The organism is Stenotrophomonas sp. SORGH_AS_0321, from assembly GCF_031453215.1.
Classification (GTDB): domain Bacteria; phylum Pseudomonadota; class Gammaproteobacteria; order Xanthomonadales; family Xanthomonadaceae; genus Stenotrophomonas; species Stenotrophomonas chelatiphaga.
Map to the genome: position 1 here is coordinate 4,053,542 of NZ_JAVIZG010000001.1, position 13,462 is coordinate 4,067,003.

Annotated in this window: 9 protein-coding genes and 1 pseudogene; 6 read left to right on the top strand and 4 right to left on the bottom strand. The window is 67.3% G+C overall.

Going from position 1 to position 13,462, the window contains the following annotated elements; translation table 11 throughout:
• Window positions 1-86 precede the first annotated feature (86 nt).
• The 4 genes from QE373_RS18235 to QE373_RS18250 all read left to right on the top strand — a co-directional run bounded on the left by QE373_RS18235 (window position 87) and on the right by QE373_RS18250 (window position 5,181).
• Window positions 87-1,106 carry a sugar kinase gene (locus QE373_RS18235; RefSeq protein ID WP_309689373.1) on the top strand — a complete coding sequence of 340 codons (1,020 nt, stop codon included), beginning with the start codon at window positions 87-89 and terminating at the stop codon, window positions 1,104-1,106.
• Window positions 1,093-1,731, top strand: a complete 639-nt coding sequence (eda, locus tag QE373_RS18240; RefSeq protein WP_057509004.1) for a bifunctional 4-hydroxy-2-oxoglutarate aldolase/2-dehydro-3-deoxy-phosphogluconate aldolase — start codon at window positions 1,093-1,095, stop codon at window positions 1,729-1,731. The genes QE373_RS18235 and eda overlap by 14 nt, the downstream gene beginning before the upstream one ends.
• Window positions 1,732-1,866: 135 nt before the next feature.
• On the top strand, window positions 1,867-2,259 hold the full coding sequence (locus QE373_RS18245; protein WP_309689377.1) for a hypothetical protein: 393 nt from the start codon (window positions 1,867-1,869) through the stop codon (window positions 2,257-2,259).
• 177 nt (window positions 2,260-2,436) lie between these two features.
• Window positions 2,437-5,181 carry a TonB-dependent receptor gene (locus QE373_RS18250; protein WP_309689380.1) on the top strand — a complete coding sequence of 915 codons (2,745 nt, stop codon included), beginning with the start codon at window positions 2,437-2,439 and terminating at the stop codon, window positions 5,179-5,181.
• 73 nt (window positions 5,182-5,254) lie between these two features.
• Here the strand turns inward: QE373_RS18250 and ligD are convergent, their stop codons facing one another.
• The 3 genes and pseudogenes from ligD to QE373_RS18265 form a co-directional block, all read right to left on the bottom strand.
• Entirely contained in the window at window positions 5,255-7,810 is a 2,556-nt protein-coding gene (ligD, locus tag QE373_RS18255) for a DNA ligase D (RefSeq protein ID WP_309689383.1), read from the bottom strand.
• Window positions 7,811-7,813: 3 nt separating this feature from the next.
• Window positions 7,814-8,771, bottom strand: a pseudogene (locus QE373_RS18260) (Ku protein).
• Window positions 8,772-8,936: 165 nt separating this feature from the next.
• Window positions 8,937-9,341, bottom strand: a complete 405-nt coding sequence (locus QE373_RS18265) for a hypothetical protein (protein WP_309689385.1) — start codon at window positions 9,339-9,341, stop codon at window positions 8,937-8,939.
• A 143-nt stretch (window positions 9,342-9,484) separates the two neighbouring features.
• Here QE373_RS18265 and QE373_RS18270 point away from each other — a divergent pair, with 143 nt between their 5' ends.
• A complete protein-coding gene (locus QE373_RS18270; RefSeq protein ID WP_057509010.1) occupies window positions 9,485-9,838 on the top strand; it encodes a hypothetical protein in 354 nt (117 codons plus the stop codon).
• Window positions 9,839-9,958: 120 nt separating this feature from the next.
• Here QE373_RS18270 and QE373_RS18275 read toward each other — a convergent pair whose 3' ends face one another.
• Window positions 9,959-12,076: a TonB-dependent receptor gene (locus QE373_RS18275; RefSeq protein ID WP_309689388.1), complete on the bottom strand. Its 2,118-nt coding sequence runs from the start codon at window positions 12,074-12,076 to the stop codon at window positions 9,959-9,961.
• A gap of 161 nt (window positions 12,077-12,237) precedes the next feature.
• On the opposite strand from QE373_RS18275, the gene QE373_RS18280 reads away from it, so the two are divergent.
• Window positions 12,238-13,440, top strand: coding sequence for an amino acid aminotransferase (locus QE373_RS18280; RefSeq protein WP_309689391.1), 1,203 nt, complete (start codon window positions 12,238-12,240; stop codon window positions 13,438-13,440).
• Window positions 13,441-13,462 lie beyond the last annotated feature (22 nt).

Sequence of the window (13,462 nt, forward strand, 5' to 3'; positions counted from 1 at the left end):
ACCGATAGCCAAGAGCCACGCGGGGTGCGTGGTTCCCTCCGGCGGGCAGCGACGCGATGCTGCGGTCCGGGCAACGAGGACATCTGATGAGTCGAGTGGTCTGTTTCGGGGAACTGTTGTTGAGGATGGGTGCGCCGGGCAACGAGCTGCTGCTGCAGTCGCCGCGCCTGGATGTGCATGTCGGCGGCGCCGAAGCCAATGTCGGCGTATCGCTGGCGCGCTTCGGCCATGACGTGGCGATGGCCAGCACGGTGGCCGACAACCCGCTGGGCGCGCATGCGCTGGGCGAGCTGCGCCGGCACGGCGTGGACACCCGCGGCGTGCGCCTGCAGGCCGATGGCCGCATGGGCCTGTACTTCCTGACCACCGGTGCGGTGCAGCGCGCCAGCGAAGTGGTGTATGACCGCGCCGATTCCGCGTTCGCGCTGAGTACCGCGGCCGACTACGACTGGCCGGCGCTGTTGCAGGGCGCTGACTGGCTGCACCTGTCCGGGGTCAGCCCGGCACTGGGCGCTGACGTCGCCCAGGCCACGTTGGCGGCCGCACGCGCGGCACGTGCGCAGGGGGTCAAGGTCTCCTTCGATGGCAACTTCCGGCCCAAGCTGTGGCAGCGCTGGGGCGGTGATGCCAAGGCCATCCTGCGCGAACTGTTCGCACAGGCCGACATCGTGTTCGCTGATTACCGCGATATCGAAGTGGTGCTCGGCCAGCCCTTCGCGCAGGAAGACGTGGTCGCCCGCGTGGAAGCGGCAGCTGCCGCAGCGTTCGCCGCCTTCCCGCAGTTGCACTGGATGGCCTGCACGCAGCGCCAGGCGCTGAGCGTGGACCACCACGCACTGGGCGCGCTGCTGATCGGCCGTGACGGCACGCGGGCCCAGGCGCCGGTGCGCCAGCTGCAGGGCATCGTCGACCGGATCGGCGGCGGTGATGCGTTCGCTGCCGGCATCCTGCATGGCATCATGCGCGGCTTCGATGCCGACGCCACCGTGCGCTTCGGCTTGGCCGCCGGTGGCCTCAAGCATTCGATCCCCGGCGATTTCAACCCCGTCAGCGAAGCTGATGTATTGGCCCTGGTGGGCGAGGAGCGTTTTGATGTCAGGCGCTGATCCGCGCGTTCGCGCGGTACTGAAACTTGCACCGGTGATCCCGGTGTTCACCCCCGATGACGTGGACGATGCGGTGCAGGTCGCCCAGGCGCTGTTCCGCGGTGGCCTGCCGGTGGTGGAAGTCACCCTGCGCACGCCGCGCGCGATGGACGCGATCAAGGCCATGGCCGAAGCCGTGCCGGATGCGGTGATCGGCGCCGGCACGGTGTTGACCGCCGCGCAGATGCAGGCAGTGAAGGAAGCCGGCGGGCGCTTTGCGGTATCGCCGGGCGCGACCGATCGGCTGTACGCGGCCGCACGCGATACCGACCTGCCATTCCTGCCCGGCGTGGCGACCTCGTCGGAGCTGATGCACGGGCTGGAGCAGGGACTGGATACGTTCAAGTTCTTCCCCGCCGTGCAGGCCGGCGGTGCGCCGTTGCTGGCCGCCTGGGCCGGCCCGTTCGCCGATGTGCGCTTCTGCCCCACCGGCGGTATCAGCGTGCAGACCGCGCCGCAGTTCCTGCACCTGCCGAACGTGCTGTGCGTCGGCGGCTCGTGGTTGACCACCGCCGCACTGCTGCAGAGCCGCGACTGGGCGGCGATCGAAGAACTGGCCCGCCAGGCATCGGTGCTGGCCAGCTGACCTGCGCCGACGGCGTGAGAGCATGACGGCCAGCGGCCGTCATGCTTCCGCCTTCCGCTGCGCTCGCCGAGCATGGCTCGGCGCTACCAGGGCAGCATCCAGCGCGGCCGACCCAGTCGGCTCTACAATTCGCACATGGCGATGTTGAAGACGTTCCTGTTTTCCCTGCTTGCGCTGGGCGGTTCGCTGCTCGCCCTGGTGCTGGTCACCACGGTGGCCAGCTGGCTGCCGCCATTGATCGGCGTGCATGCGGGCGGCGCCGTGCAGCTGGGCTGGGACCTGGCCTTCACCGTGCTCGGCGGCATTGCCGCAGTGGCGTTCGCCAGCCACTACGCGCCCTGTTGGCCGCGGTCGCACGGCGTGTCCCTGTGGTTGCTGCTGGCGGTCGCCTCGCTGTGGGCGGTCTGGGACATGGGCAACGACTTCCCGCGCTGGTTCGTGGTGCTGCTGGTGGTCTCGCTGCCGCTGCAGCTCGGCGCTGGCCTGTGGCTGGGTGCACGCCGTTTGCGCACCGCAACAAAGGCTTAACAATTCCCCCCTAGTCTCTATGTCCGCCGGTTACCGGCACGGCCGCGCAGGGGCCTTGTGCGAACGATCGCATGGGCGCGCGGCACGAACTCACAGGGCAATGGGGACCATCCGATGCGCAATACCCTCCGGGAGACGCCGACGCGCGTCCCCCATGCGAAGCTTTTGTCCCGCGCCGTGCGCGCCGTGCTGGTGAGCGGCATCGCCACCCTGCCATTGCAGGCGCTGGCAGATGAAGCAGCGCCCGTTGCGGGCAGTGCAGCGGCGATGCAGCAGCTGGACACGGTCGTGGTGACCGGCGGCTACGCAAAGAGCCTGGAGCGCGCGGTTGATCTCAAGCGCAGCAACATCGGCTTCTCCGATTCCATCGTCGCCACCGACGTGGCCGATTTCCCGGAACAGAACCTGGCCGAAGCGCTGCAGCGCATGCCCGGCGTCACCATCGAACGCAACAAGGGACTGGGCAGCAAGGTCAGCGTGCGTGGCCTGCCGTCCGAGTTCACCCACGTTTCGATCAACAACCTCGCCACCGCCTCGGGCAGTGGCGGACGCGATGTGCAGTTCGATATCTTCGCCTCGGACGTGGTGCAGACCGTGACCGTGCAGAAGTCGCCGACCGCGGCCGACGAAGAAGGCGGCATCGCCGGTTCGGTCTACATCGAAACCGCCAAGCCGTTCGACTATGCCGAGCCCAAGTTCAGCGCCTCGGCCGAAGTGGCCAACAATTCGATCAACGGCAAGAACGATCCGAAGATCTCCTTCCTGGCCAGCGATACCTGGGGCGACTGGGGCGGGCTCGTGTCGTTCTCCAAGGCCAAGCGGACCAACCGCACCGATTCCAATTCCGGCATCAACTTCCGTCCCATGGGGCGCTTCCTGGAAGCGTCCGGCAGCCGCGGTGCACAGGCGGCTGCGGTGCTGGCGCGCGATGCGGGCATCGTCGTCGGCAACCGCATGGACAAGGACGAGACCAACCGGATCATCTTCCAGGACAAGGTCGGCGACCGCATCTACCTCAACGAGCAGGACCAGTGGGGCGCGACCGCATCGCTGCAGTTCAAGCCGAGCGACGCGTTCTCGCTGAGCTTCGATGCGATGTTCGGTGGCTACGACACCCACGAAGACGAATACGATGCGGCGGCCTATTCGGCATCCAGCCGCAGCACCCTGGACACCATCCACGACTACGACGCCGACACGTTGTCGCGCTATGGCATGGTGGTCCTGCGCGATGTGTCCTACACCGCCACCCAGCATGAAATCCTGAGCAAGGAACGCTTCGCCAACACCGACTACCGGCAGTTCAGCACCAAGCTGGACTGGACCGTGGGCGGCTGGGACATCGATGCGCTGGTCGGCTACTCCGGCGCACGCCGCGATTCGGACTACGCCAACCTCAAGCACGTGGCCTACGCCCCGTCGCGCACGCGCTGGACCGCCAACGGCGGCGAGACCCTGGCCAGTGCGGCGTCCAACGGGTTTGACATGTACAACTCGCCGGAGAAGTACCTGTTCGAAGCCTACGAGACCGAAGTGGAGCACGTGAAGGACGACAAGTACGCCGCGCAGCTGGACTTCCGCCGGTCGATGGAACTGGCGTTCTTCCCGGCGCTGACCAGCGTCAAGTTCGGTGCGCGCTACACCGACAAATCCAAGGACCGCGCGTTCGGCAACACCAAGATCCAGGGCCCGACGGCCGGCAGCGCGGCATGGGTGAACACCCGCACGCTGGCCGACAGCAATCCCGGCTGGATCAGCGACATCGTGCCCGGTGGCGGCTACCAGCCGAGCAACCTGGACTGGCAGCAGGTGTCCAACAGCTACGCGCGCAACACGTTCCGCTATGCGGGTTTCACCACCCCACTGGACAACGGCCAGTTCTACCAGGTCGATGAAAAGACTTTGGCGCTGTATGCCATGACCGATTTCTACTTCGATATCGGCACGGTACCGGTGTACGCCAACCTGGGCGTGCGTTCGATCGACACAAAGGTCGATTCGGCTGGCTTCCACCCGGTGCAGAACGCCGATGGCAGCAGCGGTTACACGCCCACGCCGATTTCCAGCAGCGGTGACTACAGCGACCTGCTGCCCAGCTTCAACATGACCGCCGAAATCGCCGATGGCCTGGTGCTGCGCGCGGCCGCATCGGAAACGCTGATGCGTCCGTCGCTGACCGACATCGCCTACCGCCGCACCGTCAGCTGGTCCAGCTTCCGCTTCATGGACGGCAACCCGGCGCTGAAGCCGACCACCGCCAAACAGTGGGAAATCGGCCTGGAGAAGTACCTGGAGAACGGCGGCCTGCTGTCGGCCTCCTACTTCTCCAAGAAGATCGACGGCGTGGTGCGGCAGTCGCTGACCGGCATCGTGCCGAACGTGGAGAAGCTCAACGCCAACGGCTCGCTGGACGGCTACTACGACTTCGAGGTCTACCAGCCGGTCAACGCTGATGGTTCCTACAAGGTCACCGGCGTGGAACTGGTCGCGCAGCTGCCGCTGTCGATGCTGCATCCGGCGCTGGAAGGCTGGGGCATCAATGCCAACTACACGCAGCTGGACAACTCGCTGACCGGCGCATCGGACCTGGATATCCCGACCCCGCCGGAAGGCCTGGCCGAGAAGGCGTACAACTTCACCCTGTACTACGAGAACGATCGCTTCGACGCGCGCGTGTCCTACAACTACAAGGACAAGTACGTGGAGTACATCCACCTCAACCTGTACCCGGTGTACCGCGATGCCTACGGCCAGACCGATGCGTCGATCGGCTTCCGTCTGAACGACACCTGGAAGCTGAGCCTGGATGCGATCAACCTGTTCGACGAAGAGACTTCCGGCTACACGATCGATAAGTCCTTCCCGACCCAGTACGAGTTCTCCGGTCGCCGCGTCAGCCTCGGCATCCGCGCCGATTTCTGAGGCGTGACTGGTAGCGCCGAGCCATGCTCGGCGGTTGCTGAGGGGTTCCGCCGAGTACCGCTCGGCGCTACCGTTACAGCGTCGGCAACACCTGCTTCAACGTGGTGATCCCCTCCCAGGGATCACCCTTCAGGCGCTTGGCCCGTGCCAGTGCCTTGTCCAGCGGAAACGCATCGGCCGCCGCGACGCGGCCGAGTTCTTCCCAGCGCAGCGGCACTGCCACGCCTGCACTTTCCCGCGCACGCAACGACCACGAACACACGCTGGTGGCGCCGCGTGCATTGCGCAGCCAGTCGATGAAGATCACCCCGTTGCGCTTGGCCTTGCTCATGGTGGCCACATAGCGGTCCGGCGCATGCTGCGCCAGCGCCTGCGCGAAAGCTTCGCAGAACGCCTTGGCCTGCTCCCAGTCGGCCTTCGGCTGCAACGGCACCACCACGTGCAGGCCCTTGCCGCCGGACAGCCGCACGAAGCTTTCCAGCCCGGTTTCCTGCAGCCGCGCGCGGATGTCACGCGCGGCCGCCTTGATCTGTGTCCAGGTCACGCCGTCACCGGGATCCAGGTCGAACACCAGCCGGTCCGGATGCTCCGGGTCGGCCACCGTCGCGCCCCACGGATGCAGCTCCAGGGTGTTCATCTGCATCAGCTGCAGCAGCCCCTCCACATCGTCGATGTAGACGTAGTCTTCGGTGCCGCTTTTCTGTTCCAGCGGCACCGCGCGCACCGCATCGCCAAGGCCCTGCCCATGGTGCTTCTGGAAGAAACAGGGCTTGCCTACGCCCTGCGGGCAGCGCAGCAGCGACAGTGGCCGGCCGCTGATTTCCGGCAGGATCCACGCCGCCATTTCGCGGTAGTACTCGGCCACCTCGCCCTTGCGGATCTTCTTCTGCGGGTAGACCACGCGCTCGGGATGGGTGATGCGCAGGTCCGGTTCCTTGCCTTTCACCGCAGCAGCAGCAGGCTGCGCGCGATCGGGCTGCAGGTCGGGCGCGGTCTTGTCGGTGCGCAGCCGTTTGAAACTGGCCTGGCGCAGCAGTCCCTCCTTGCCCCAGCCGCGGAAGGCCACTTCGGCCACCAGCGTAGGCTTCACCCAGTGCACGCTGGCGGCGCGGAACGGCACGTGCGCCGGCAGCTCGACCGCCGCCTTCGCGGTAGCCAGCTTGCCCAGCGAGTCGCTCAACGCGCGCAGCTTCGCATCATCGAAGCCGGTGCCCACGCGACCGACGTAACGCAGGCCGCCGGAGTCCGGCGTGGCCATCAGCAGCGAACCGAAGCCCTGACGCGAGCCCTTCGGTGCGGTGTAACCGACCACCAGGAACTCGTCGGTTTCTTCGTGCTTGATCTTCACCCAGCTGCGTGTGCGGCCGTTCGCATAAGGTGCATCGACCTGCTTGCTGATGATGCCCTCGAAGCCGGCCTTGCCGCTGGCAGTGAACACCTCCGGGCCGTGGTCGACCACGTGGTCACTGTAGGCCAGCGTGCCCGGTACATCTCCGATCAACGCCTTCAGCAGCGTCTTGCGCTCCAGCAGTGGCGCGCGGCTGATGTCCACGCCGGCCACGCCCGGCAGATCGAACACCACGTAGCGCAAGGGTTGTTTCGAACTGCCATCGATCACCCGTTGCAGCGCGGCGAAATCACTGCGGCCGTCAGCATCGAGCACCACCAGTTCGCCATCCAGCCGTGCATCCTTGACCGGCAGCGCGGCGATGGCGGCGCTCACTTCGGGGAAATCACCACTCCAGTCCAGTCCGTTGCGCGAACGCAGCGTCACCGCGCCATCGTGCAGGTCGGCGAGCAGCCGGTAGCCATCCCATTTGATCTCATGCAGCCAGCGCTCGCCGTCGGGGGCGCTCTCGCGGTGATCGGTGAGCTGCGGCGCGTAGGTGTGTGGATACGGCGTATCGCGGGCATCGGGCAGCGCCAGCGCGCGCTTGTGCCAGCGCGCGTCGGCCTTGCGCCCGCGCGGTGCCGCCGCAGGCGTGCTCTTAGACAGCGTGCTCTTAGACAGCGTGTCCTTCGACGGCGTGGCCTTCGACGGCACTTTCGTCGGTGGCGTGGCCTTGCGTGATCGGATGGCGGTGGTCGACGTCGCAGGCGGGGTCTCCAGCAGGTCGTCGGCCTCTGCGTCCGCGGCATGGGCATCGTCGCGCTTGATCAGCAGCCATTGCACCTGGCGTCCTTTCAGGTTGGTGCGTACCAGCTTCCAGCCACCGCGCAGGCGCTGCCCGTGCAGCACGAAGTCGAGCTTCCCCGCCGCCAGCGCTTCCAGCGGATCGCCGTCGATGGCCCAGTTTCCGTGGTCATAGACATCCACGTGGCCAGCCCCGTAGTGCCCCTTTGGAATGTCGCCCTCGAACGTCGCATAAGACAACGGATGGTCTTCCACCTCCACCGCCAGGCGCTTCTCGCCAACCCGCAGCGACGGCCCCTTCGGCACCGCCCAGCTCTTCAGCACGCCATCCATTTCCAGCCGGAAATCGTAATGGCGGCTGCTGGCGTGGTGCAGTTGCACGACGAAGATCGGCCGGCGCGCCGGCCGGCCGCGCCCGGCCTGGTCATCCGGCTCGGGCGTGCTGCCTTCGGCGGCGCCCAGCCGGCGCTTGCGGCGGTACTGGTGCAGGGACATGGATCAGCCCGCCTTGCGGCGTGGCGCGGCCTTCTTCGCCGGCTTGCTGGTCGCCTTGGCAGGGGTCTTCTTTGCGGCCGCTTTGGCCGGCGCCTTGCTGGCCTTTTTCGTCGCCGCCTTCTTGACCACCGCCTTGGTGGCGGTCTTCTTGGCCGGCGTGCGTTTGTTGGCATCCAGGCTCTTCTGCAGCAGCGACATGAAGTCCACCACGTTGGTGCTGGCGTCTTCGCGCGGGGCGGGCTCGTCTTCCACCGTGGTGGTGCCGCCGTCTTCCTTGATGCGCTTGGTCAGCACGCCCTGCAGCCGTTCGCGGAATTCGTCGTGGTACTGGCTGGGATCCCAGTCGCCGGCCATCGATTCGATCAGCTGCTCGGCCATCGCCGTTTCCTTGCTGCTGATGCGGTAGTCGGACACTTTTCCGGAGGGCAGCTTGTAGTCGGCCGGGTCGACCAGTTCCTGCGGGTAGCGCAGGATCATCAGCACCAGCGCATCGTCGTTGGGCATCACCGCACACAGGTACTCGCGGGTGCGTACCACCACCTTGGCGATGCCGACCTTGCCGGTGCTGCGCAGGGTCTCGCGCAGCAGCACGTAGCCTTTTTCGGCCTTCTTGCCGGGGATCAGCAGGTAGGGTTTTTCGAAGTAGCGCGGATCGATCTGCGCGGCATCGACGAAGCTTTCCACCTCGACGGTTTCATGGCTTTCCGGTGCCGCGGACTTGATGTCGCCTTCTTCCAGCACGACATAGCTGCCCTTGTCGTATTCGAAGGCTTTTGACGATGTCCTTCCACGGCACTTCTTCGCCGGTATCGGCATTGACCCGTTCGAAGCGGATCGGTTTCTTGTCGCGCGAATCGAGCATGCGGAACTGCAGGTCGGTCCTGCGCTCGCCGGACATCAGCGAGACCGGCACGTTGAGCAGGCCGAAGGAAAGGGTACCGGTCCAGATGGGACGGGCCATGGGACGCACCGTGCGGTGTCAAGGAAACCCCAGCTTCAGCGCGCGCGCGTGAAACGCCCGTGTCCTCCAACTCAAGAAGGGGTCAGAGTCCGGGGTCAGAGTCGTTTTCCCGGAAAAGGACTCTGACCCCGGACTCTGACCCCGGACTCTGACCCCTTTCACAGCTCACTGCAGCAGCGGGCGCACGGCCGAGGCAGGCATGTGGTCCAGCGCCAGCCAGGCGTCTTCGACGACTTCGCGGGCCTTGGGCCAGCGCAGCCGCGACTCGCCGCGCATCAGCTCCCACTGCGCGGCCAGTTCGCCTTCCGTGTCTTCGCCGCCGCCGCGTGGCCAGTTCGCTGCATGGGTGGTCAGGGCGAAGGCATACGCCGGGCACAGGTCGCGCCAGCTGCGGTGGGCCTGCCGACGCCGGTCGTCGTAGTCGTTCAGCATGTACTGCAGGTAATCCTGCGCGACGGCCTGCGGGTCTTCGCGCTGGTGGCGGCGGGCGCGGCGTTGGGCCGGGCTGCCGGCCAGCGGGTCGCGCCGGGCATTGAAGACCGAGGGCGCGGGACGTTCCGGGCGGTTCATGGCGCGGCTCCTGCTTGCAGGGCGGGCGGCCAGATGTAACCACGGCGCCGTTATCCAGTCGTGATCGATGTGTTCATGACGCCGGATTCGCAGTGGCTTTACCTCTGAAGGACTCTAGTAGGGCCTCATCGAGGAGAGCCGCCATGAATAGAGACACCTCGCGCGATCCACTGCGCCAAGCCACTCCCCCCGTGCCCGGCGAGCAGCACGGCAAGCACGACAACATGGACGCCGAAGACCGCGGCACCGGCGCGCCGTTCGTCGACGCAGACACGGCAGCCACCGCGGACGAGCACCTGCCGGTGCGGCATGTCAGCGACCAGGCCGCGCAGGACCGCAAGGACTGCGGCGACCGTCACCGCGGTGGCCAGGAAAGCCCGCTCAAGCGCCGCGAGCGCAAGCAGCACGCCAGTGACAACCAGGATCAGGCGTTGGAGGAGACTTTCCCGGCGAGTGATCCGACGTCACCGTTCGTGCCGGCGAAGGCGCCGGATTGAGGGGGTGGGGTGACGGCCAGCGGCCGTCACTACCGGGTGGTGGTGGCTGACGGCCAGCGGCCGTCACTACCGGGCTGTGGTGGCTGACGGCCAGCGGCCGTCACTACCGTCCGGTTGTTGTCAGCGCCAGGACCACTGCACGCCCAGGCTGCCGCGGCGATCCGGGCCGGGTTCGTAGTAGCGGCCGTTGCCGTCGTTGACGATCACCGAGCCGATGTAGTCCTGGTCCAGCAGGTTATCTACACGGGCGAACACGCGCAGGTCGCCGCCGCGCAGGGTCCAGCGACGGGCGGCTTCCACGTTCATCACGGCATAGCCCGGGGCGCGTTCGGTGGCCAGGTCGTTGACCACCGTGTCGCTGCTGCCGGTGACTTCAGCCGCCCACTGCCAGTCATGCGGCTGCCATTCCAACCGTGCGAAGGCCTGCTGGCGCGGCACGCCGGGCAAGCGGCTGCCGGCGGCAACCGGCGTATCCGGCACCGCACAGCCACTGCCGGCGCAGGCCAGGTAGGCGCTGCGCACTTCGGCCTGCAGCCAGGTCCAGGCCACCTGCAATTCCAGGTCCTGCGCCAGCGGCTGGTGCCATGACAACTCGGCGCCCTGGCGACGGGTCCGGCCGATGTTGCGGTAGGTACTGCGGCCATTGGTGTTGCTGGCCACGGCCAGCTCATCGTCGGTATCGGCGCGGAACAGGCTTACGTCCAGCCGGCGACCGTCCTGCGCCTGCCATTTGCTGCCGATTTCCACATTTCGGCTGCGGGCGGCGGACAGGTCCAGTGCCAGCCCGGCCTGGCCATCGGCGCGGTAGCCGAGCTCGTTGAAAGTGGGGGTTTCAAAGCCACGGCCGACCGCGGCGTGCAGGCGCCACTGCGGGTTCACCTCGAAACTGACCCCGGCCACCGGCGTGGTGGCCTGGTAGCGGCGGCTGCCGCTGTCGTCCGGGTTGCGGCCGACGATGTAGTGGTCTTCCGACCGGAAGCGCACGCTGCTGTGGCGGGCGCCGGCCAGCAACGACCAGCGCGGGCTCCACTGCCACCACGCCTGCACGAACTGGTCGACGTTGGACACCGTGTCGCGCTGGTCACGGCGCAGCCGGCCGCGCACGCCCAGCTGGTCGCCGACGAAGTTCTCGTGGCCGGTGCGGTGCTGGCGCTGGCGGTCGGCATTGACCCCGGCGGTGACGTCCAGCGCGCGCCCGGCCAGCTCACCGTTCCAGCCCCAGCGCGCGTCCAGCCCGCCGAAATCGCCATCCAGTCCGATCACCCCGCCGGCATGCAGCGGATTGGCCTGCGGGCCCGGCGGGATGGCCAGGAACTGGGTCACCTCGCGCTGGCCGGCGTAGCCGGTCAGGCGGAAGCGGTGGTCGTCGCGCTGGCCGCTGTAGACCAGCCCGACCTGCGACTGCCGGACCGACTTGCGGGTGTTGTACTGATGCGCCACCGCGGTGGCCTGGCGCGGATCGGCGGCCACCTGGGCGCGGGTCAGGCCGAGCGGATCCTGCGCGTCCGGCGCATCCAGGTAGTTCACCAGCAGCTCCAGCCGGTCCTCGCCCACGGCCGTGCCCAGCCGTGCATTCAGCGATTCCCGGCGGGCCGCGCTGTGGTCGCGCCAGCCATCGGTACGGAAGTGGTTGGCGGCGATGTTGTAGTCCACCGGGCCCTGCACGCCGCGCAGTTGGGCCCCCACGCTCAGCGTGTTGTCGGCGCCGGCATTGAGCCGCAGCCGCCACGGATCGCCTTCGCGGCCCTGCGCGGTATGCACCTGCAGCACGCCGCCGGAGGAGTTGCCGTACAGCGCCGAGAACGGCCCGCGCAGCACGTCGATGCGCTCCGCACCGAGCAGGCTGGCATGCGAAAGCTGGCCCTGGCCATCGGGCATGGTCGCCGGTACCCCGTCCACCAGCACGCGCACGCCGCGCACGCCGAAGGTGGAGCGCGCACCGAAGCCACGGATCGACAGCTGGGTGTCCTGCGCCAGGTTCTGCCGGTCACGGGCCAGCACGCCGGGGATCCCGCCCAGAGCCTCGGACAACTGCGCCTGCGGACCACTGCGGTCGTCGTCTATCCACACCGTGTCCAGGCTGGCCGGCAGCGCGAAGGGATCCACCCCGGGCACCCGGGCGGCCTCCACGTCCACCGCCGGCAGGGTGCGCGCCGGCGGGTCCTGGGCGAAGGCGAGGGTGGGCAGCAGCAGGGCACAGGCAACGGACAGGCGGCGACGCGCCGGGAGCAGGTTCATCATTCAGGTTCAGCCACAAGCATGAACGGCCCATGGTACCGGCCAGGAGGTGATGAGGAATGCCGCGCCACCGGCACGCTTTGTTACGATGACGTCGTCACTGCCCCGGTGGTGGCGCTGCTGCGTGCTTTCTTCCTCCCCCTTACCGAATGAGTACCGCCGTGTCCTTCTTTGCAAACGTGGAACTGGTCCCCGGTGACCCGATCCTGGGCCTGACCGAGGCGTACAACGCCGACAGCCGTCCGACCAAGGTCAACCTGGGTGTGGGCATCTACTACGACGAAAGCGGCCGCATTCCGCTGCTTCGCGCCGTCAAGCAGATCGAGCAGCAGCTCGCCACCGAAGCCAAACCGCGCGGCTACCTGCCCATCGATGGACTGCCGGCCTACACCCAGGCCACCCGTGAGCTGGTGTTCGGCAAGGATTCGCCGCTGCTGGCCGCTGGCCGCGTGGCCACCACCCAGACCGTGGGCGGCAGCGGTGCGCTGCGCGTCGGCGCCGAGCTGCTGAACAAGCTGCTGCCGCACGCCACCATCGCCATCAGCAACCCGAGCTGGGAAAACCACCGCGCCGTGTTCGGTGCGGCCGGCTTCGACGTGGTGGAATACAGCTACTTCGACGCACAGACCCACGGCGTGGACTTCCCCGCGATGCTGGCCGATCTGCAGAAGCTGCAGCCGGGCACCGTGGTGCTGCTGCACGCGTGCTGCCACAACCCCACCGGTGCCGACCTGACCGGGGAGCAGTGGAAGCAGGTGGCTGAGGTCCTGAAGGAACAGCAGCTGTTCCCGTTCATCGACATGGCCTACCAGGGCTTCGACAAGGGCATCGAGCAGGATGGCGCCGCCGTGCGCATCATCGCCGAAGCCGGCATCGACAGCTTCGTGGTCGCCAACTCGTACTCCAAGTCGTTCTCGCTGTATGGCGAACGCGTGGGTGCGCTGTCGATCGTCGCCCCCAACGCCACCGAAGCCAAGGCCGTGCAGTCGCAGATCAAGCGGATCATCCGCACGATCTACTCCAGCCCGTCCAACCACGGTGCCGCGCTGGTGGCCGGCGTGTTGAACAGCCCGGAACTGCGCACGCTGTGGGAAGCCGAACTGACCGAGATGCGCGAGCGCATCCACGCCCTGCGTCATGGGCTGGTGGACCGCCTGGCCGCCCTGGGCGCGCCGGAATTCGCCTTCATCAACGACCAGGCCGGCATGTTCTCCTACTCCGGCCTGAGCCGGGTGCAGGTGGAAAAGCTGCGCGATGACTACGGCATCTATGCCGTCGGCACCGGCCGCATCTGCGTGGCCGCGCTGAGCCAGAGCAACCTGGACTACGTCGCCCAGGCCGTCGCCAACGTCGCCAAGGCCTGATGCAACACCAAAAAGGGGACGG

What these genes read in the sequence shown, in the direction of transcription:
- eda (WP_057509004.1), top strand. Translation starts at nt 1,093, where the DNA reads ATGTCAGGCGCTGATCCGCGCGTTCGCGCGGTACTGAAACTTGCACCG.
- QE373_RS18270 (WP_057509010.1), top strand. Translation starts at nt 9,485, where the DNA reads ATGAATAGAGACACCTCGCGCGATCCACTGCGCCAAGCCACTCCCCCC.
- QE373_RS18265 (WP_309689385.1), bottom strand. Translation starts at nt 9,341, where the DNA reads ATGAACCGCCCGGAACGTCCCGCGCCCTCGGTCTTCAATGCCCGGCGC.
- QE373_RS18275 (WP_309689388.1), bottom strand. Translation starts at nt 12,076, where the DNA reads ATGAACCTGCTCCCGGCGCGTCGCCGCCTGTCCGTTGCCTGTGCCCTG.
- ligD (WP_309689383.1), bottom strand. Translation starts at nt 7,810, where the DNA reads ATGTCCCTGCACCAGTACCGCCGCAAGCGCCGGCTGGGCGCCGCCGAA.
- QE373_RS18235 (WP_309689373.1), top strand. Translation starts at nt 87, where the DNA reads ATGAGTCGAGTGGTCTGTTTCGGGGAACTGTTGTTGAGGATGGGTGCG.
- QE373_RS18245 (WP_309689377.1), top strand. Translation starts at nt 1,867, where the DNA reads ATGGCGATGTTGAAGACGTTCCTGTTTTCCCTGCTTGCGCTGGGCGGT.